Raw genomic sequence first — 18,751 nt, 5'->3', positions numbered from 1 at the left:
ACCCCTGCAGGCAGGCGTACTCACTTGCAAGAGTTGTCAGTCGCCAGCGGGTTCTGGCAAGAGACGCAGGATTGTATCGATTGTCTCTTGGGATGGGCGGAAGTTGCCTGGTCGGTTTCCCTCGGCAATCATCAACGGAGTCCAGCCTCGTTTGTTCTTGCGATTCCAAACATGCGGGTCGGCTCCCTGGGCGGCTAAGAATTCGAGCATCTGCGTCCAGCTTTTATAGGCCGCCCCGTGCATCGCCGAATTACCGCGGGCGTCGACCGCGTTGATGTCGCCGCCTAAATCTAATAACAGTTTTACCGCCGCGACCGCTTCTTGCTCGGTGCCCGCCGATTCGTCGCCGTCGCCCAGCACACCCACGCCCGCTGCCGCCAGCAACGGGGTGCACTGGTCGATATTTGTCAGCCGAGGGTCAGCGCCCGCATCGAGCAGTTGTTGCATCAAAACCACGTCGCCGGTTTCGGCAGCCAGCAGCAACGGGGTGGCGGCTGTTTTGTTAAGCCGCTCGCTGCCCGATTTTTGCGGCGGATGCAAGGCGTTGACATTTGCGCCGTGGGCGAGCAAGCCGCGAACACAGGCCATGCTGTCAATCTTGCCAGAGCCGATTGGTGGGGGCGTGCCGTCGCCTCGCAGCGGTTTGCGAACCCAACTGATGGCATGCAGGGCAGTATAGCCGCCACGGTCATCATTCGGATCGGCACCCGCTTCGAGCAGCAGCAGGGCTAACTCGAAATGGCCGTTCTCGATCGCCAACAACAATGGGCTGAGACCAGCCTGTGGGCCTTGGTTCGCTCGCCGTTGCGGCTGTATGACGTCATTACAGTCTACGCCTGCTTCCAAAAAACGGCGGACCACGGCCGCTTTGCCGTTGCGGACTGCGAAGAAGAATGGGGTAAAGCCTGATCGCAGCGGCTGGCGATAATCGGCCCCCGCCTTGATCAAGACATCGACCACCTCCACGTGTCCCTCCGCGGCGGCCCACATCATCGCGGTTTGTCCTTTGCGGTCCTTGGCTGCGAAATCCGCGCCATGTGCCAAAAGCGCTTTGACCGACCCAACTACACCCGTGCGGGCCGCGGTTAGCAGCGCGGTTTCACCGCCAGATAGCTCGGCATTTGGATTGGCTCCAGCGGTTAGCAACACTTCCACCGCTCGTACATCTCCGTTGGTGCAGGCGATCGTCAACGGCGTCACGCCGTAGCGATTTTTAGCATCGACCGCCGCGCCGGAAGCGATCAAACGCTGCACAATGGAAAACGCCTCCGCTTCATTTGCGGCATGGAACACAGCCCAGTGCAGCGACGACATCCCATCGGCGAGCGGCTCGTCGATAGCCACTCCCTGGTCCAGCAAAGTGTTCGCCCGAGCAAAGTCTCCGGCTCTCAGCGCGTCTGCCAGCCTCGCTTGATCGTCATGCTTCAGCCGCGCGTCCACTTCGCCGGCAAAGATTGGCTCGGGGGCGCAACTCAACTGGTGGACGCAGAGAGTCGCCAGCACCGCCAGTGTCAGCGATCGCAGGGAATTCATCATTTCGTTACTCCCTCCACCGCCGCGCGGTCTCAGCGGTTGGTTACACATCCAACGGCTCGAACAGTTCGTCCAGTTCCCCTTGGCTATCGGCGAAAGCATCCAGACCAACACCCACTTTATTGAGGAGCGTCAGGTGCAGGTTTGCCAACGGAGTTGGTTGATCAAATTGAATGTGCCGTCCGCCTTGCATATTACCGGCCGCTCCGCCGGCAACCAGAATCGGCAAATTGGAATGATCGTGAACATTGGGATTCCCCATCCCGCTGCCATATAAGTAGAGGGAATGGTCGAGCAGCGAGCCGTTCCCCTCCGGCGTGTCTTGCAACTTTTGCAAGAACTCGGCGAACAAGGAAACGTGAAATTGATTGATCTTGGCAACTTTGGCAATCTTCTCCGGATCGTTCCCATGATGCGTCAACGGATGATGAGGATCATTAACACCGATTTCTGGATACGTCCGGTTGCTGGTTTCGCGAGCTAGTTGAAAGGTAATAACCCGCGTAATGTCCCCCTGCAGTGCCAAGGCTTGCAGCTCAAACATTAACCGTGCGTGTTCCGCGTACGACTCCGGCACGCCGCTGGGGCGATCGAGATCAGGCAGCGGATTCTCGTGGGAACTGGCCTCGGCGCGTTGGATGCGGCGTTCGACTTCGCGAATGGATTGCAAGTATTGATCAACCGTATTTCGATCGTGGGGGCCAAGCGACTTTTGCAAGCGGGCTATTTCTTCGGTCAAGGAATCAAGCAAGCTGGCCCGGCGACGCAACGCGGTCGCCCGGTCGGCGGCGTTTTCCCCATCGCCAAACAGAGACTCAAATACGATTCGGGGATGCGCCTCGGCCGGAAGTGGCGTGGTCGGAGAAGACCATGATAGGTTGTTTTGATAGACGCACGCATAACCGTTATCACATTGGCCAACGACGGACAGCAAATCCATCGACAACTCCAGCGACGGCAATTGGGTTTGTTGGCCGATGTGCTGGGCGGCGAGTTGATCAACGGTGGTGCCCAGAAAATAATCGGTGCTCTCAGTCCGTTTGGCTTTGGCCGCGCTTAGAAACGCCGCATTCGACGTGGCGTGCGTACCGGGATAAGCGTTCTGCAGTTCCAAGTTGGAAATTGCCGTGACGTGTTGTTTGACCGGCTCCAGTGAACTCAACGTTGGCGAAAGTTGATCGAGCAAGGAATCCCCCGGAGGAGTCCAACTGGTGATATCGCTGCCCATTGGCATGTAGACGAAACCGAGTCTCCGCAGGTTACTCGGAGCCGCCGGGGTTTGGGCAGTCGCAGTCAGTGCGGGGACCATGGCGTCGAGTAACGGAAGGGCGAGTGTGGCGCCCACGCCTCGCAGAAAAGTTCGCCGCGGTAGAGCTTTTCGAGTGACCATTATTCGGCTGTTCTCTGCTGAAAAGGGATACTTTTGACAATGCCTAACACCAATGATGAAAACCGGTAATCATCAGCTTCCGCATCGCGAACAATTTTCCGAATCGCTGCGGCATCGTGGTACTCAACGCCGCGCCCTAACGCATAGGTTAACATTTTTTCGGCCATGGTGCCGACAAACTGTTGCGGCCTATCCAATAAACCTGATTCGAGACCGTCAACTCCGTCGAATCGACTACCGTCGGGCAGCCCCCCAGCGGCGTCAATCGGGTAGCCATTTTCTAAGACTCGCCAACGTCCAACCGCGTCGAAATTTTCCAACGCGAATCCGATCGGGTCAATCCGATCATGACAACTCGCACATGCCGGGTCGGCACGATGCTGGGCGAGGCGTTCGCGACCCGATAATGATGCTGAGACTGTGTTGTCGCTGAGCGCCGGGATATCGGGCGGGGGAGGTGGTGGCGGAGTCCCCAAAAGGTTCTCCAGGATCCAAGTCCCGCGGAGCACGGGAGAGGTCCGAGTGGCGTAGGAGGTTACGCTGAGGATACTCCCTTGTCGTAACAAGCCACCACGCTCGCTGTCGGGAGCCAGCTCAACCCGCCGAAAATGACTGCCGTAAACATGCGGAATACCGTAGTGCTTGGCCAACCGCTCATTGAGGAACGTATAGTTTGATTTGAGCAGTCGCAGCACGCTGTGATCCGCATGCATAACATCTGAGAAACAAAGTTCCGTCTCACGTCGAAAGGCCTGACGCAAGTTGTCGTCGAAGTCCGGATAGAGACGGGCGTCAGGTGTGAAGGCAGCGAGGTTTCGCAAATACAACCACTGGGCGGCAAAATTTGTGACCAAAGCCGCAGCCCGAGGATCGGCCAGCATCCGTCTTGTCTGTTGCTCTAAAACCTCAGTGCGATGCAAGGTACCAAGCTCGGCCAAACTCAATAACTCTTCATCTGGAATGCTGCTCCAAAGAAAAAAAGATAATCGGCTAGCCAGCTCCCAGTCGTTGATCTGGTAGGAGGTACCCGAGGCAATTCCGCGGGGAGCTGACTCGATGCGAAACAGAAAGCGGGGATGCACGAGAATGGAGCTGAGCGCTAACTCTATACCCAGTTCAAAGTCACCAGCTTGACGGCCCTGGCGATAAAGTTCCAGCGGTCCCGCCAAATCAGATTCATCAACGCTGCGACGCGTGGCTCTGCGAAGCAGCTGACGAATGATCTTCTGAGCGGCTGCCTCTTCTTCCTCTTCCTCGCCCGTTGCGGCTCGCGAAGTAAAGATTCGCTGGCGGCTGGGAGTGTCGGCGATCGTCGACTGACCATGAGGCCCAGTGATCGAAACTTGATAAACAGCCGGGCTGACTCGAGGATGCCGGTACATATTGTAATGTACATTCAGCGGTTGACGTTTCGTCTCCAGCAGTGAAGTGGCTTGTTTGAGAAACGTAACTCCGACTTGATGACGCCCGGCAGTAACTGGGACTCTGGCAATGAGGTGACGATCGACGTTTGCGTGCGTTACTGTTCCGTAACCGTCCGCCGACGGTGCTCCGCCCGAGGGAGGTTTGACAGTTAGGACTTTCACCCGCGCTAGGTCCAAGAGAATCTCCAACGCGTGCGGTTCAAACAGCCCTTCGACATGCTCATTGCGGTCACGGGCGAGCCGCACGCGGATCTCATATTCTCCATCGCGGGGAAAGGTGTGTGAGAAAACCGTGCCGCCACGCGTCCCCAGCGGCAGCCCGACAACATGCTGTTCTTGCGTCACATCGGGAGGTATCCGATAAGTCTTATCACTGGAGGCCGTTGTGGAGCGTCCCACGGCGAGCTGGCTGATGGTGTCGGCCGCCGAAATGTAGCGGTTCACCAATGTGGGCGACAAACCGCCAACAGTAATATTATCGAATCCGTGACTGATTTCATCGGCCGGCAGTAACGTCGTCGTGTCGATATCGAGCGCCAGCAAGTCGCGGATTGCGTACTGATATTCCAGCCGGGTGAGCCGGCGGAAGGTGGCGGTTCGCCCCGGCCGGGGGGCGCGTTCGGCAAGCTCATCCAACCTTGTTTCCAGGGAGTCAAGGGCCGCACTGAGGAGCGTGGCGGGTGGTGGTTCCGCGTCCGCTGGAGGCATCTCCCCGGCGCGGAGCTTTCGTACCACGCGTTCCCAGCTTTCGATTTTACTGCCGTTGGTTTTCGGCGTGATGGAATCCTCCCCTTCCAGTTCGGCAAGATCGATGCCTCCGAGCGGTGCAGCCCCGCTGTGGCAATCCACGCAATGGTTCTGCAATAACGTTCGCACGGCGGGCTGCAAGTTGGCGGAAGATGCTTGGGGGTTTGGTGTTTGGGGATTTGGAGGGAGTGGCTGCGGAGCAAGCGGTTGTGCGGTGGCGAGTTGGTTGCAAGCAAGCAGGGAGAGCAACCCGACGTACGTAACAACTAACCTCGGCGGCCAGCGTAACGAACGCACTGCTACGCGGTCACGTGCGCAATCCAACTGTCGACAGCATCGCAGTTGGTCGGCTTGCTGAATCATTGGTTTCGCACCTGTGGAGGGAGAATGTGAAACAACGACCCAGTATAGCGTATCGAGTCACCGTTTACGCGGCTTCTGAGCCAAATCCAACCATCCCGGTGGTGCCTTTGCGGGCCAACATCTTCTTAAGCTCGTCGTTGTTGACCTGTAAAGCCCCAGGATAATTTGCTAGACCGGGTATCCAAAAGCGATGTTCTTGCACCACGCGACGGGCTTGCTCTTGCAATGCGGGCAAGCGTTCTCGAACGGCCCGCTCAACTTGGCTCTGCCAACCAAGCTCCCCAAACCGCTGTTCGAATATCGTGTTGACCAGCACGCTCGTTGGGGCGCAACAGATCAAGTACGCCCCCACGACGGGACAGGTGTTAAAGATGGTACCATCGACTCGGAGCATCATCTGGCTGTTTGCGGCTTGCCGCTCCTGCACGTCCCGAGTGACAATCTTGATGATGTTTATTAGCTTCATGACATTCGCCGACAAAGCAACAGCGACGTTGGAAGCGGTTCCGGCGTCTACCATCAGCCCTGTTAATTTTCCCCCAAATTCCGCCACGCTGACTGACATCGAAAAGACATCTGCTTCAAGCTCGCGTTGAAGATAATGCGTCAAAGCAAGAAAGGCTTGGCTTGGTTCATCTTGAGCAAGGCCATGAGCGATATGGTGTTTCGTCCACTCGAGTCTCCACTTGTCGCGGAGCGAACTCTTGGAATTCCAAACGCTCGCAGTGGCGGCGGTGACAAGGCCCGCCCACGGCACCAAGGACAAAGTAAGTTCCCGCATAAAGCCCGGAACCAATGAAGCTAGCGCGCGGGTGACATCGGCGAGCATGTCAGCTGGCACTAGACTTTCGTAGAGGTCCTGGGCGAGTCTTTGAGGAGTACGCGCCAGTTCGGACGATCCTGGACCATTACTGGAAGCACCACTATCCATCGAGCTAAGCTCGCGGCTATTTCGCAACACGCCGACACTGTTTAGCGTCGTGCCGAATTTCTGTTGCCCAAGTTTTCCCTTGAAACCATCTCGCCATTCCAACTGCTTGCCGTGAAATAACTTGTCGACAATGGCTCGCGACTCGGCGCGAAGATCGGCAAGTCCAACAAGTTCGGCCTCACTTAGTTTATCTGCATCCAACTCCATTAATTGATTGTGCAGTAGTTCAACGGCCCGTTGCCGATTTCGCACGCTGCTCTTCCAACCAGCACCTTTTGATTGAATCCATTTTAACAGTGCGCCAATTAATGCCGACTTGTCCTCCTCGGCTTGCGTGCTCTCGAATTTGAGTAACGCTTGGTCCAGGGTGCGGAGCAGCGAACTGCGGACCGAAGTGACACCCCCATTGGTGAGGTCCAACCATTGCTCGTGCGACATGATCTGACTCATTGTATAACTTCCATGGTAAATGTCGCATTTCGCTGAAATCGTCCGTAGGTGTAGGCACGTGGATCACCAACGGGATTGGTGAATATATTTTGTTCCGACAGCAAACTCTGTATTACAGCGCCATCGACCCCCAGGTCAACCGTAGCCAGGTCCGCTGTCAGGGGGCACGCTACGTCGTTTTGGTAGCGTGTTAGATTCTCGGCAGTTCAGCCCAAGTTTTCATCGGCTTTCGCGGCGAGAGTCCGAGCGACCGCAGCTTCTGCGGATCGATAAAACTGCTAACGCAAGAGTCGCCGCACCGCGGCTGTTACCCCCAGGGTGACTTCGGTCATCCGTCTGTAATCGAGCGTGTCTGGTGTGTCGGACTCGAGGTGATAATTGGGGTTCCTTAGGTAGCTGGTGTCAGTCAACATCAGGGCCGGATAGTTTTGATCCCAAAATGAGCTGTTATCGCTGAGGCGAATGTCATGAATTTTCTCAGGGAGGCAAATGGAGAACAGGGGCATCCGGGTAACCCGTCTAAATCCGCGACGAAAGTTCCAGCATAGTTTCCAGGAAGCGAGATTACCGACGGCAGCGAGGAAGTCGCCCCGCTGGGGAAAGAAACGTCTCAGCGGCTTGGGGATTCCCTCCGGGATTTGTTGGGAGCCCGCCGCAAGGTTATAGAATCCAACCATTTCCAAACAGAGCATGCCGACAATCCTATCACCTCGCTGTTTTGCCAGTCGGGCGTGATGCTGGCTGCCCATCGCGTCGAGGTTAAAATACGGTGGCTCTTCGCAAGCAAAAGCAACGTAGCGCAGGGTGCGGTTGCCATGGTGTTCACGGAGTAGTCTGCTGACTTCCAACATAACTGCTACGGCGGACGCGTTATCGTCGGCCCCAGGCGTGGAGGGAACGGTGTCGTAGTGAGCCCCGAGCAAAATGATTTCGCCCTCGCGTTTGGCTCCCGACTGTTCGACCACGAGATTTGTGGCAGAGTCCTCAAATGCTTGATACGTTTCCCGCTCGACGGTGTATCCCATCGCCGACCACTGGCCGCTAATATAACCGATGGTCGCTGTGATTGTCTTGGGTCGGCGCAGGATGCGAGGACCGATCAGGCCAGCCAAACGATCCACGTGCAGCCGCAGGTTCGCCTCGATCTCTTGCTTGCTCGCTTGCGAATGCGGTTGCTTCATCGCGTGCGGATGACTGGAGGATATGGCGGGGGCTCGGGAGGGTCTGGCGGTGTGATTTTTCCATCAACCGTGCCGTCCTGCTCATCAATATGTTGCATTACTTGTTCAAATCGTTCGGGCTGAATCGTGCCATCTTCGCGAAGAATCGTCAAAAGTGAGCGGCAGAGTAACGCCAGCTCGCCGACTTGATCTTCCAGAGTTTCAATCCGCGCTTGATGGTCTTCCGTGTTGGCTAGCGTGCGACGCAGCGTGCGGTTTCGTTGAACCGTCATTTTTTTGAGCGATTCGATATCGGTTCGTTGTTTATATTCGCTATCGAAAAGGTGGTCCCAGAAACTCATTTGCTGCCTCCGCAGGTCAAGCCAACTGATTTCAACGATTGTGAACGGCATCGTATTATACTACCCTAACAGGGACCGGCAAAATCGTAAATGCAGCACTGGTTACCGTCAGCTTAGAAACCGAGGTGTTTAAGATGCTTTACTTGTGGGTTATCTTGGCCGCGTTGATATTGCCCAGCGATGAGCTGCGTGTCGGAGCAGAATATCCAGCCGCCGATACGCTGCGCGTTGGTGAAGAAACTGACGCCGATGCCCATGCCTGTTTGCAAGGGTTGATTTGGGAGCCAGCTTCGTTTGTGGTGCGATTGGAGTCAGCTGAGGTCGGCCGGGGTGAATGGTGCGTGCGTTATCCCTCTCCGCGCCCGAGCGGGAATCAGCAAAATGATTTAGTCGCCATGGAGTGGTATCAGGCGTTGGATGATCAGCGGCAACCACGAGTCGCGCCGGCCGTCGTTGTGGTTCACGAGTCGGGGAGCGGCATGACCGCAGGTCGACTGATTGCTCGTTCGATGCGCGCCCACGGGGTCCATACTTTTATGCTGCAACTGCCATCGTATGGGCTTCGCCGCGGTACTGGCGAACGACCACGCGGGGAGCAGATTTTGGCAACACTCAAGCAGGGGATCGCTGATGTGCGGCGGGCCAAAGACGCGGTCGCCGCACTGCCGCTCGTTGATGCCAAGAGAATCGCACTGCAGGGCACGAGCTTGGGAGGTTTTGTGGTTGCGACCACGGCCGGACTGGACAATGCTTACGATTGCGTTTTCGTCACCTTGGCCGGCGGTGATCTGCAGCAAGTCATTTTAAAGGGGGAGCGTGATGCGGCACGTGTTCGCGACGATCTAATTGCCGCTGGTTTTGATGCGGCGGGTATCACTGAGATCGCCAGCCACATCGAACCGCTGCGGTTGGCCCATCGGTTGCGTCCAGATCGCACCTGGATGTTCTCCGCCCGCTTCGATCGTGTGGTTCCCCCCTCCTGTTCCCACGCGCTCGCGAAAGCGGCAAAACTGGAACCGTCCCACTATGTGGAACTGCTTGCAAACCACTACAGCGGGGTGGTCTATGTCCCAGCGATCGCGAAACAAATGTGCGATATCCTGATTGCGGTGCCTGCTGGTGCGGTCGTCGAATAAAACGCTGGCACTCGGTATCTGGTGAAACCAAACGCCACTTTGGCAGGTACAATAACCAAGTACCGTCAGAACGCTGTAGAACGCGTACTCACCAAGTCCAAAACGTTTTGAGTGCGTGTTTGGCAAGCACCTGTTGAGAAGCTAGATTCCATGAGATACGTGCGTCGCAGTCTGTTGTTGGTTGTCATCGTCGGCCTCTGCGTCGCTATCTTTTTCGCGATTGAGCCGGCTGCGAAGTACTGGCAAGAGCGTAATCGGCCGCTGTTCCGCACCGTCAGCGTCAGCGAAGGCGAGATTATCGCCGTGGTGAATTCCACTGGTACGGTGAAACCCGTTTCCCAAGTCACCGTCGGTTCTTTTGTTTCCGGACCGATCGCTGAATTGTTTGTGGAATTCAACCAGCAAGTCGATGCGGGGGAGGTGCTAGCGAAAATTGATCCGCGGCTTTACGAAGCGAGCGTGGCGCGAGATCAAGCGAACCTGGCAACCCGTGAGGCGGAAGTCGAAAGAATCACAGCCGACTTGCAACTGGCGACCAACGAGGAAAGCCGAGCCAGCAAGTTGTTAAAGCAAAGCCAGAGCTATCTCTCCGAATCCGAATTCGACCGTTTGCATTTTAACCGCAAGTCACTGGAAGCCCAACTGAGAATTTCAGAAGCGGCTGTGGCTGAAGCGATTGCCAATTTGCAGACTTCACAAGCGAATTTGGAGTACTGTTCTATTCGAGCTCCCGTCAAAGGGACTGTCATTGATCGCAAAATTGATCCCGGTCAAACCTTGGCGGCTCAATTTCAAACTCCTGAATTATTTATTATCGCTCCCGATATGCAAAAAGAAATGCATGTCTTCGCCTCGGTCGATGAAGCCGACATTGGCTTGATTCGGGCCGCCCTGGAGGCGGGAAAATTGGTCGAGTTCACAGTCGATGCTTATCCTGACGAGTTGTTTACGGGGAAAATTTGGCAAGTGCGTCAGAGCAGCACCGTGGTGCAAAACGTGGTGACCTATCCGGTAATCGTCTCGGCAAGCAACGAGCAACTAAAGCTGATGCCCGGCATGACCGCAAATCTATCATTCGAGGTAGACTCTCGCGAACTGGTGCTGAGGGTGCCTAATTCGGCGCTTCGGTTTTACCCAGACCGAGAGTTGGTGCATCCCGACGACCAACGTGTCCTCGATGGAGACGGTTTGGGAGCAGATGCCGAGAACTTGTCCGGCGCAGATGTGCAGCAAAATGCGGCGGTGCAGATGCCAGCGGGCCGGCTAGCCGCGCAAGTAACCGAAGCGGCCACGCGGCATGTTTGGTACGAAGAAAACGGTTTACTCAGAGCGATCGAAGTAAAGACGGGGATCAGCGATTATCGCTATACCGAAGTGCTCGCCGGTGACTTAGCCGTCGGTCAAGCCTTAGTGATTGGAATCAAACCGAAAACCTAAAAAGGCAGCGACCTTTCGCCCCTCCCCGCGTGGCGTCCTGCCTGGCGGGAAAGTGAGTGCAAACGATTCAAGAGTGCAAAGGCGTGAAAGGGCACGAGTTGACGTTACGCGTCGCGACTCTCCAACAAAGGCTGCAACTCACCAGTCTGAAACATCTCTGCAACAATATCGCAGCCCCCAATAAACTGTCCATCAATGTACAGTTGCGGAATGGTTGGCCAATCCGAAAATTGCTTGATGCCTTCGCGAAGCTCCATATCCTGCAGGACGTCAGCGCTGGCAAAGGAAACATTAAGCTGCTTGAGAATGTCGGCGACCGTCTTTGAAAACCGACACATGGGCATCTCGGGAGATCCCTTCATGTACAGCATGATGCGGTTGGAGTCGATGTCTTGCTGAATACGTTCGGCAATCGTCATGGCGAAATCTCTGCACAAAGAATGATGGTTAAGAAAACAAGAACCTATTCGAAAACCATTTAGCCATTTTGACGTCAGCCGCGGTTCTCTCGGGATTTCGGATAGATTCTCAGGTGGTGTCCGTAAGCTCGTCTTGGGAGTTGGCCCATTTGTCGGGAGTATATGTTTTTAGCGAAAGCGCGTGCACGTCGCCAGCAAATAAATCCTTCAGCGATTGCATCACCCGTCGGTGCTGTTGGGCCAGCGGCAGGTTCACAAAAACCTCGCTAACCACTGTCGCCTCAAAGTGCGCGTTATCATTCAACGGGTCACGCACGATCACGTGGGCATTCGGTAAAGCGGCCAAGATCCGCTCTTCAATTTCTCGTTTCAAGTCACTCATGATGCGTTTTCCTGTAGCCAACGGATAATGTCATCTGATTCATAGAGTGGCTTGCCGTCAATCACCAGGCACGGCACCTGACTCTTGCCGCCGATTTCCAGCAGATCCTCCTTCGCACCGGGCTCGGTCCGAATGTCTCGCATCTGAATCTCGAGGTTCAGCCGATCCAAACAATTCAAGACCACGCGGCAGTAGGGACACGATGGAAAATAATACAGTACCAAATCGGGCATATTACCACTCATGATTACTAGCTTCTTAAGCCGACGCCTCGGTTAAGCATCCAAAGCCCTATTGAAAATAAACTAACGATGAAGATTAAGATCACGCCGATTGCGAATCCGAGATCGATGTCGATCATTGCGGGATCCAGTCGATCTCTCAGGATACCGAATCGAAAAGCGCTGACCATGTAAACGATTGGGTTGAGTCGTGAAATGGTTTCCCAAGGGGGTGGCAGCAGGCTGATTGAGTAAAAGACTCCCCCAAGATATGTGAGTGGGGTCAGCACGAATGTGGGAATAATCGCGACGTCGTCAAACTTGCGCGCCAGCAACGCGTTGATGAACCCAGCGATGGAAAACAGGGTGGCCGTCAACAGCGCGACCGTGAACGTGATGGGAATACTGTACAGGGACAGCGAGTCCACGAAAAATAAACTTACTAGCAACACGATCGCGCCAATTACCATCGCGCGAGCGATGCCGCCCGCCATGTAGCCCAGCAGCACGAAGGCGTTGTGCATCGGAGAGATCAATAGCTCCTCGACATTGCGCTGAAACTTCGACGAAAAAAAGGATGAGACGACATTCTGGTACGAGCTATTGATGACACTCATCATCACCAAACCCGGCACGATAAACTGCATATAAGGCACGCCCCCCATTTCGCCCACGCGGACCCCAATGACCTTACCGAAGATAATGAAGTACAGCGTGGTTGTGATCACGGGGGGCACGATGGTTTGCGGCCAGATCCGCAGCAATCGCGTGACTTCTTTAATCACGATTGTTTGAAATCCAATCAGATTCGAACGTAGGCCGAAGCCTGGTGTGTCAGCGAGGGTATTAAGAGCCATGATTCAATGGTGCGTGCGGGGTAAGTTCGGGAGCAATCGATCCCGGTTTATTTATCGGCGGCTTCCACCATTTCGACGAATAACTCTTCCAAGCGATTGGTTTTGTTGCGCATCGAGACCACGTTGATTCCTTGCCTGGATAACATCTCGAAGACCGTATTAAGTGACAACTCCTTCGGTACGTCAATCTCCAAAGTTGTCGAGTCCGTTAGACGGTGTACAAAACCATCGAGGAATAAACTGTCTGGTGCGGCCGATTCCAGGTCCAGCACAAAGGTCTCGATATTCAGCTTTAACATCAACGACTTCGTATCCATGTCCTCAATAATTTGCCCGCGGTTGATGATCGCGATCCGACGACACAGCATTTCCGCTTCTTCCAGATAGTGCGTTGTCAAAATGACGGTCGTCCCTTGCTGGTTGATATCCTGTAACAGCGACCAGGTTGAGCGGCGCAGGTCAATGTCGACACCCGCGGTGGGCTCATCCAGAATCAGCAGCTTAGGCTCGTGGACAAGCGCGCGGGCAATCATCAGACGCCGCTTCATCCCGCCGGAAAGCAGGCGGGCGCTGGTGGCTCGCTTTTCCCAAAGTCCCATTTTGCGAAGATACTTTTCTGTCTGTCGACGAGCGACCGACCGTGGCATGCCGTAGTAACCGGCTTGTTGCCTGACGATTTGTTCGGGCGGCTCAAACTGATTGAAGTTGAACTCTTGCGGAACCAAGCCAATTTGGCGTTTAGCCCGTGCGGGCTCTCGGTCGAGGTCGATACCAAAGCACTTGATGGTACCGCCCGTCTTATTTACCAAGGAGGTAACAATGCCAATCGTTGTCGATTTACCCGCACCGTTGGGGCCCAGCAAACCAAAAAACTCGCCCTTTTCCACCACTAGGTCAATCCCGCGCAAGGCGACAGTCCCATCGCGATAGGTCTTGCTGAGGTTATTAATTTCGAGTGCTCTAGCGGTCATGTCAGGATCGTAACCAATCAAACTCGCGGGTGGTCTCCACGCTCATTTCAACTTGGATGAAATGGCATCGAACAATTGTTTGGTAATCTGAATATCGCCAGCACGTTCCAACTCGCGGATACCTGTGGGACTGGTAACATTCAGTTCGGTCATGTAGTCGCCAATGACGTCGATTCCAGTGAACATCAAACCTTTGTCGCGCAGCGTCGGGCCAATCTGCTCGCATATCCAATGCTCGCGTTCTGTCAGCGGACGAACCTCGGTCGTGGCCCCGGCGTCCATGTTCCCACGGTGGTCGCCGGGGGAAGGGACGCGGGCCAAGGCCATGGGGATTGGTTGCCCATCGATGAGAATGATGCGTTTGTCACCCGAGACGACGATGTCGGCAATATACTTTTGCAGCATCACAAATTGCTCGCCACCCTGGCTGACCGTTTCCAGAATCACGTTTCGATTGCCATCCGCGACATCAGTGACGAATACCGATCGGCCACCCATCAGGTCCAGTGGTTTGACGACCACCTTGTGGTGCTCGCTGATAAAGTCACGCATCTCACGCAGCGAACGACTGATCAGCGTTGGCGGCACACACTCTGGAAACCAAGCCAAAAAGACTTTTTCGTTGGCGTCGCGCAGTCCCTGTGGTCCATTGACCACCAGCGCGCCCTGATCTTCGGCTCGCTGCAGCACATAGGTTGCGAAGACGTACTGCGTGTTAAAGGGAGGATCTTTGCGCATCAAGATGACATCCATTTCGCCCAACGGCTTGACCGCCACCTCGCCGCGAATAAACCACTCCGCGGGGTCGTTTGCGACTCGCAACGCGGTCAGGCGACCGTAGGCCACCCCATCACGAAGCCAAATATCGGGTAGCTGCCCATAATGAATTTCCCATCCCCGACTTTGTGCCTCCAAAAGCATCGCCAAGGAACTGTCCTTATGCGGCTTGATTGACTCGATGGGGTCCATGATGATTGCCAGTTTGCGGTTGCTCATTCAAACGTCTCCTCGCACATCGCCGGTAGAGCAATATTCATGTCTCCCATCCATTGATCTTGAAAACGCCGCATAAGAACCTCGGAGAAAGTTTGGCCCGTCTGAGCGGCCTCTTGAAGCGGAGCAAGATAGCAGCTTTCGTCTTGTCCGCGCTCATTCTGATAGCCGCGTCGCTGCAAGCCTTCGCGGGCCAGGTCTAGCATCCACAGCACAAGCTCTTGCAAGGTGCCATCCCGGAACTCCAACTGGAATCCACGTTCCGCGACTCCTCGTTCCAAATGGTTGCGTTCGTCGGGTGTCCACTGCGCAACACGCTCCCAAGCCGCGTCGAGCGACTGGTCGTCGTACAGCACGCCTGCCCACAACGCTGGTAAGGCGGCAACCCGGGACACAGGACCAGCATCAGCGCCGCGCATTTCGAGAAATTGCTTCAGTCGCACCTGCGGGAAGACCGTTGTCAGATGTTTTTCCCAATCGCTGAGCAAAGGTAGTTGACCGGGAAGAACAGCCAGCTTGCCGGCGAGGAAATCGCGAAAAGATAACCCGCTAGCATCGATATATTTACCGTCACGGTAAACGAAATACATGGGCACATCGAGCATGTAATCGGTGTAACGCTCGAAACCCATCCCCGCCTCGAAGACAAATGGCAGGGAGCCGCAACGCTGGGAGTCGGTATCACGCCAAATGTAGCTGCGATAGCTGAGGTAGCCGCAGAATTTCCCCTCCGCGAACGGTGAATTCGCAAACAGGGCGGTCACGAGCGGTTGTAGAGCCAGGGCAACCCGAAATTTTTTGACCATGTCCGCTTCGTCCGAAAAGTCCATGGTAACCTGCAGCGCACAAGTGCTCTGCATCATATCGAGACCGAGCGAACCTACCTGGGGCATGTAGGCTTGCATGATTCGGTAACGCTCTTTTGGCATCCACGGCAAATCGCGTCGCGGATGTTTGGGTTGATGCCCCAGTGCCAGGAAGCGCAGGCCAAGCTCGTCCCCCAGTATCTTTAGCTCCTGATGATATGCTTGGGTTTCCCGAAACGTCTGATGCGCGTTACGAAGAGGCGCACCGGAGAGCTCGAACTGGCCGCCAGGTTCCAGGGTGATGGCGCAGCCATCCCGCCGCAGCTCGACTGGTAGACCACGCTCTTCGATGGGTTGCCAACCGAAACGCGACAGACCCTCTAAGAGTGTTCTGATACAGGGAGTTGAATCCTCGTAGGCTGCGGGGTGAAAATCGCTCTCGCGATAGACGAATTGCTCTTGTTCGGTACCCAAGGCAAACAACTCGGGAGCCTTACAACCTGCTTGCAAATACTCAACAAGCTGCTCCCTGTTTTCAACCCGATTAATTTCTCCGTCTCCATCGTGCAAGCCTGGCGTCATGATTGGCTGCACAGTAACGTTTGAGGGTTGCATGGTCAATGCGCCCATTGCTGGCGCTGGCGAGCTGTCAGGGATTTTCATTTCACGGCAGTGAATTTTGAAGTTCGACAGCCGAGCCTGCAAGGACCCCCGAGTTCCAGTAGATGACGTGCGTGCGAAAGGGGCAGTTTTTGCGAGAGATATGCAAAATCTGGGGGCTCGGGAGGCCGCTCAGCCAAAACTGCTCGTCGGTGCCTGCGGAGGTTTGTTACATTCTTAGGCAATAACCAAATGCTCCGCTGTTTCCTCCCACACGAGTCTAATCATGCCCGAATCCCGATCAGAAGTTGCCGAGGTCGATGTATTTGTTACCGTTCGCATCCCCGCCAATTGGGATGGGGCTGAGGAAATGGTCGAAAAAATGAGCGATCGTTGCCAGCTATTGCCGCATCGATTCATCAGCGAAGAGGGCATGGAATGCCAATTGAGCCTCCGCGACGCGGATGACGAATTCGCCAAAGTTTTCGCCATGTCTTGTCGCCGCGAGCCGACCGAGGAAGAAAAGCGAGCAATTGAAAACTATCGCGTTCAGGTTTGCTTGACCGGGCAATGCGGCTCCCGCAAGTCGGCGTACTTGTTCATGCGGGCCATTGAGCATTGGCTCGATGCTGGCGGGACCGGTGTCTTTTTGGACAACAGCGGCGTGGCTTTTGGGCGTCAAGGATGGCGGGAAGTGATGGAGCAAATCGATGCCGCGAAACTCAACGCCGACGCACTCACCTTCGCCTACGTGGGCGTTTGTCGCGGCGCGGTCTCCCGCACCGTAGGCATGCAAATTTTGGGCTGCCCCGACGTGGAAATGTCGTCGGATCAGGTGGGCGCCGCTGGTTTCGAAATAATCGAGATGATGCAGTATGTCTGCGAAGCGGACGAGTTACTCAAGACGGGAGATCTGGCCGGCGACGAGCATGCGGCTCGCTTTCTGGTTTCGCGAGTGGACGATCCGCAGCCGCCTGAGCACCCCATGCATAATCCGTTTGGCCGCATCCGTCTGACGAGTTTGCGCGACATCGCTGACAGCAATTGAGGGTCGGGCGCTCACAGCCGACTCTCATGGCTCAAGCAATCAAGTCTCTGAGCACGTTGGCTCCGTCGACACCTGTGAGGCGGAAATCGAGTCCTTGAGAGCGGACGCTCAGGCGTTGATGGTCGAGTCCCAGCAAGTGCAGCAGCGTGGCGTGGATATCGTGAACGTGAGCCGGGTTCTCGACTGCACCAAAACCAAATTCATCAGTCACTCCGTATCGCATGCCGGGTTTGAAACCACCGCCGGCAAACCACATCGTGAAGGCATCGATATGATGGTTGCGGCCGGTCGATTCACGGACTTCTCCCATCGGCGTGCGGCCAAACTCACCACCCCAAATGACAATCGTGTCTTCCAGTAAACCGCGTTGGGCCAAATCGCGGACCAGTGCCGAAGAGGCTTGGTCGATGTCGCGGCATTTTTCCGGCAAATGTTTTTCCAAGTTCTCCGTGGGGCCACCGTGATGATCCCAGTTGGTGTCGTACAGTTGCACGAAGCGCACACCCCGTTCGACCAGTCGCCTGGCCAATAGACAATTGCGGGCGTAGCTTCTTTCGTTAGGATCTTTAATGCCGTACAGCTCAAATGTCTCTTGAGTTTCGTCACTAGTGTCCATCAGCTCGGGCGCACTGGTCTGCATTTGGAACGCCATCTCATAAGCGTTGATGCGGGTGGAGATTTCCGCGTCGCCCGTTTCGACCAAACGCTTCAGGTTCATCTCTCGCAGGGAACTCACCAGCTCGCGTTGCTGCTGGTCGGTGATGGCTTCAGGAGTCGAGAGGTTAACGATTGGGTCGCCTTGATTTCTCAGCGGCACGCCTTGATAGGTGGTCGGCAACACGCCACTGCTCCACAGCGTGGCCCCGCCGCGGGGGCCTCGTGGTCCACTTTGCAAAACCACAAACCCCGGTAAGTTTTCATATTCGCTGCCCAGCCCATAAGTTACCCACGCACCCATGCTGGGGCGCCCGAACAGGCCGCTGCCGGCGTTCATAAAGAGTTTGGCCGGGGCGTGATTGAATAGATCGGTCTTGCAGGTATTCACAAACGTCAACTGGTCAACAATCTCGGCCGTGTATGGCAATAGATCGCTGACCCAGGTGCCCGTTTCACCATACTGGGCAAAGCTGCGCCGCGAGCCAAGCAGATCGCTGCGATGGCTGCTGTCCATAAAAGCGAAACGCTTGCCGTCGGTATAACTGGCTGGAATCGGTTGACCATTCAACTCAGTCAAACGGGGCTTGTACTCAAACATGTCGAGTTGCGAAGGACCACCCGCCATGAACAAAAAGATGACATTCTTGGCCTTGGCGGGAAAATGGGTGGGCTTCGGCTGCAGCGGTCCGCGTCTGGTTTGCGTTTCCCCCTCAGCGTCCGCTGCTGCGGCAGGCTGCGCGGCGGTCCCCAGCAACGAACCGAGCGCCACGGAGCCAAGACCAACCGAGCAGCGGCTGAAGAAGTGACGGCGCGTGGCGGCTTGCAGGGCGGTGTCGTGTTGCTTTGTATTCATGCGTGGGCCAA

The 18,751-nt window shown here is 55.6% G+C and carries 17 protein-coding genes; 3 read left to right on the top strand and 14 right to left on the bottom strand.

Annotated elements, in window-relative coordinates; all coding sequences use genetic code 11:
• Nucleotides 1-36 precede the first annotated feature (36 nt).
• The 6 genes from SH139x_RS17750 to SH139x_RS17725 all read right to left on the bottom strand — a co-directional run bounded on the left by SH139x_RS17750 (nt 37) and on the right by SH139x_RS17725 (nt 8,411).
• Entirely contained in the window at nt 37-1,536 is a 1,500-nt protein-coding gene (locus SH139x_RS17750; RefSeq protein WP_488351113.1) for an ankyrin repeat domain-containing protein, read from the bottom strand.
• 40 nt (nt 1,537-1,576) lie between these two features.
• Nucleotides 1,577-2,923, bottom strand: coding sequence for a DUF1552 domain-containing protein (locus SH139x_RS17745; RefSeq protein ID WP_488351112.1), 1,347 nt, complete (start codon nt 2,921-2,923; stop codon nt 1,577-1,579).
• Nucleotides 2,923-5,457, bottom strand: coding sequence for a DUF1592 domain-containing protein (locus tag SH139x_RS17740; RefSeq protein ID WP_488351111.1), 2,535 nt, complete (start codon nt 5,455-5,457; stop codon nt 2,923-2,925). The genes SH139x_RS17745 and SH139x_RS17740 overlap by 1 nt, the downstream gene beginning before the upstream one ends.
• 64 nt (nt 5,458-5,521) lie before the next feature.
• Nucleotides 5,522-6,838 carry a hypothetical protein gene (locus SH139x_RS17735; RefSeq protein WP_488351110.1) on the bottom strand — a complete coding sequence of 439 codons (1,317 nt, stop codon included), beginning with the start codon at nt 6,836-6,838 and terminating at the stop codon, nt 5,522-5,524.
• A gap of 278 nt (nt 6,839-7,116) precedes the next feature.
• On the bottom strand, nt 7,117-8,019 hold the full coding sequence (locus SH139x_RS17730; RefSeq protein ID WP_488351109.1) for a M28 family metallopeptidase: 903 nt from the start codon (nt 8,017-8,019) through the stop codon (nt 7,117-7,119).
• Nucleotides 8,016-8,411 carry a hypothetical protein gene (locus SH139x_RS17725; RefSeq protein WP_488351108.1) on the bottom strand — a complete coding sequence of 132 codons (396 nt, stop codon included), beginning with the start codon at nt 8,409-8,411 and terminating at the stop codon, nt 8,016-8,018. Before SH139x_RS17725 ends, SH139x_RS17730 begins: the two co-directional genes overlap by 4 nt.
• An 83-nt stretch (nt 8,412-8,494) precedes the next feature.
• Here SH139x_RS17725 and SH139x_RS17720 point away from each other — a divergent pair, with 83 nt between their 5' ends.
• Together SH139x_RS17720 and SH139x_RS17715 are read left to right on the top strand one after the other, a co-directional pair.
• On the top strand, nt 8,495-9,496 hold the full coding sequence (locus SH139x_RS17720; protein WP_488351107.1) for an alpha/beta hydrolase family protein: 1,002 nt from the start codon (nt 8,495-8,497) through the stop codon (nt 9,494-9,496).
• Nucleotides 9,497-9,646: 150 nt separating this feature from the next.
• Nucleotides 9,647-10,933, top strand: a complete 1,287-nt coding sequence (locus tag SH139x_RS17715) for an efflux RND transporter periplasmic adaptor subunit (protein ID WP_488351106.1) — start codon at nt 9,647-9,649, stop codon at nt 10,931-10,933.
• 104 nt (nt 10,934-11,037) lie between these two features.
• Here the strand turns inward: SH139x_RS17715 and grxD are convergent, their stop codons facing one another.
• The 7 genes from grxD to SH139x_RS17680 form a co-directional block, all read right to left on the bottom strand.
• The gene (gene grxD / locus SH139x_RS17710; RefSeq protein WP_488351105.1) at nt 11,038-11,352 is read right to left on the bottom strand and encodes a Grx4 family monothiol glutaredoxin; all 315 of its coding nucleotides are present in this window, start codon (nt 11,350-11,352) and stop codon (nt 11,038-11,040) included.
• Between the two features lie 109 nt (nt 11,353-11,461).
• On the bottom strand, nt 11,462-11,734 hold the full coding sequence (locus SH139x_RS17705; RefSeq protein WP_488351104.1) for a BolA family protein: 273 nt from the start codon (nt 11,732-11,734) through the stop codon (nt 11,462-11,464).
• Nucleotides 11,731-11,979 (bottom strand): glutaredoxin family protein, encoded by a 249-nt coding sequence (locus tag SH139x_RS17700; RefSeq protein WP_488351103.1) that lies wholly within the window; start codon nt 11,977-11,979, stop codon nt 11,731-11,733. The genes SH139x_RS17705 and SH139x_RS17700 overlap by 4 nt, the downstream gene beginning before the upstream one ends.
• Nucleotides 11,980-11,984: 5 nt before the next feature.
• A complete protein-coding gene (locus tag SH139x_RS17695; RefSeq protein ID WP_488351102.1) occupies nt 11,985-12,812 on the bottom strand; it encodes an ABC transporter permease in 828 nt (275 codons plus the stop codon).
• 47 nt (nt 12,813-12,859) lie between these two features.
• Nucleotides 12,860-13,783, bottom strand: coding sequence for an ABC transporter ATP-binding protein (locus SH139x_RS17690; RefSeq protein ID WP_488351101.1), 924 nt, complete (start codon nt 13,781-13,783; stop codon nt 12,860-12,862).
• A 42-nt stretch (nt 13,784-13,825) separates the two neighbouring features.
• Complete coding sequence (gene gshB, locus SH139x_RS17685; protein ID WP_488351100.1) at nt 13,826-14,779, bottom strand: glutathione synthase; 954 nt, start codon at nt 14,777-14,779, stop codon at nt 13,826-13,828.
• Nucleotides 14,776-16,164, bottom strand: coding sequence for a glutamate--cysteine ligase (locus SH139x_RS17680; RefSeq protein ID WP_488356041.1), 1,389 nt, complete (start codon nt 16,162-16,164; stop codon nt 14,776-14,778). Before SH139x_RS17680 ends, gshB begins: the two co-directional genes overlap by 4 nt.
• Nucleotides 16,165-16,468: 304 nt before the next feature.
• Between SH139x_RS17680 and SH139x_RS17675 the strand changes: the two genes are divergently transcribed.
• Nucleotides 16,469-17,230: a hypothetical protein gene (locus SH139x_RS17675; protein WP_488351099.1), complete on the top strand. Its 762-nt coding sequence runs from the start codon at nt 16,469-16,471 to the stop codon at nt 17,228-17,230.
• 31 nt (nt 17,231-17,261) lie between these two features.
• Here the strand turns inward: SH139x_RS17675 and SH139x_RS17670 are convergent, their stop codons facing one another.
• Complete coding sequence (locus tag SH139x_RS17670; RefSeq protein ID WP_488351098.1) at nt 17,262-18,740, bottom strand: DUF1501 domain-containing protein; 1,479 nt, start codon at nt 18,738-18,740, stop codon at nt 17,262-17,264.
• Nucleotides 18,741-18,751 lie beyond the last annotated feature (11 nt).

The organism is Kothea flammea, assembly GCF_052161645.1.
Classification (GTDB): domain Bacteria; phylum Planctomycetota; class Planctomycetia; order Pirellulales; family Pirellulaceae; genus Laterigemmans.
This window is presented reverse-complemented; position numbering and strand designations above follow the sequence as displayed.

Excerpts from the sequence above, each read along its gene's own strand:
- grxD (WP_488351105.1), bottom strand. The coding sequence starts at position 11,352 with ATGACGATTGCCGAACGTATTCAGCAAGACATCGACTCCAACCGCATC.
- SH139x_RS17745 (WP_488351112.1), bottom strand. The coding sequence starts at position 2,923 with ATGGTCACTCGAAAAGCTCTACCGCGGCGAACTTTTCTGCGAGGCGTG.
- SH139x_RS17730 (WP_488351109.1), bottom strand. The coding sequence starts at position 8,019 with ATGAAGCAACCGCATTCGCAAGCGAGCAAGCAAGAGATCGAGGCGAAC.
- SH139x_RS17695 (WP_488351102.1), bottom strand. The coding sequence starts at position 12,812 with ATGGCTCTTAATACCCTCGCTGACACACCAGGCTTCGGCCTACGTTCG.
- SH139x_RS17705 (WP_488351104.1), bottom strand. The coding sequence starts at position 11,734 with ATGAGTGACTTGAAACGAGAAATTGAAGAGCGGATCTTGGCCGCTTTA.
- SH139x_RS17740 (WP_488351111.1), bottom strand. The coding sequence starts at position 5,457 with ATGATTCAGCAAGCCGACCAACTGCGATGCTGTCGACAGTTGGATTGC.
- SH139x_RS17720 (WP_488351107.1), top strand. The coding sequence starts at position 8,495 with ATGCTTTACTTGTGGGTTATCTTGGCCGCGTTGATATTGCCCAGCGAT.
- SH139x_RS17735 (WP_488351110.1), bottom strand. The coding sequence starts at position 6,838 with ATGAGTCAGATCATGTCGCACGAGCAATGGTTGGACCTCACCAATGGG.
- SH139x_RS17670 (WP_488351098.1), bottom strand. The coding sequence starts at position 18,740 with ATGAATACAAAGCAACACGACACCGCCCTGCAAGCCGCCACGCGCCGT.
- SH139x_RS17690 (WP_488351101.1), bottom strand. The coding sequence starts at position 13,783 with ATGACCGCTAGAGCACTCGAAATTAATAACCTCAGCAAGACCTATCGC.
- SH139x_RS17675 (WP_488351099.1), top strand. The coding sequence starts at position 16,469 with ATGCCCGAATCCCGATCAGAAGTTGCCGAGGTCGATGTATTTGTTACC.
- SH139x_RS17725 (WP_488351108.1), bottom strand. The coding sequence starts at position 8,411 with ATGCCGTTCACAATCGTTGAAATCAGTTGGCTTGACCTGCGGAGGCAG.
- SH139x_RS17700 (WP_488351103.1), bottom strand. The coding sequence starts at position 11,979 with ATGAGTGGTAATATGCCCGATTTGGTACTGTATTATTTTCCATCGTGT.
- SH139x_RS17680 (WP_488356041.1), bottom strand. The coding sequence starts at position 16,164 with ATGACGCCAGGCTTGCACGATGGAGACGGAGAAATTAATCGGGTTGAA.
- gshB (WP_488351100.1), bottom strand. The coding sequence starts at position 14,779 with ATGAGCAACCGCAAACTGGCAATCATCATGGACCCCATCGAGTCAATC.
- SH139x_RS17750 (WP_488351113.1), bottom strand. The coding sequence starts at position 1,536 with ATGATGAATTCCCTGCGATCGCTGACACTGGCGGTGCTGGCGACTCTC.
- SH139x_RS17715 (WP_488351106.1), top strand. The coding sequence starts at position 9,647 with ATGAGATACGTGCGTCGCAGTCTGTTGTTGGTTGTCATCGTCGGCCTC.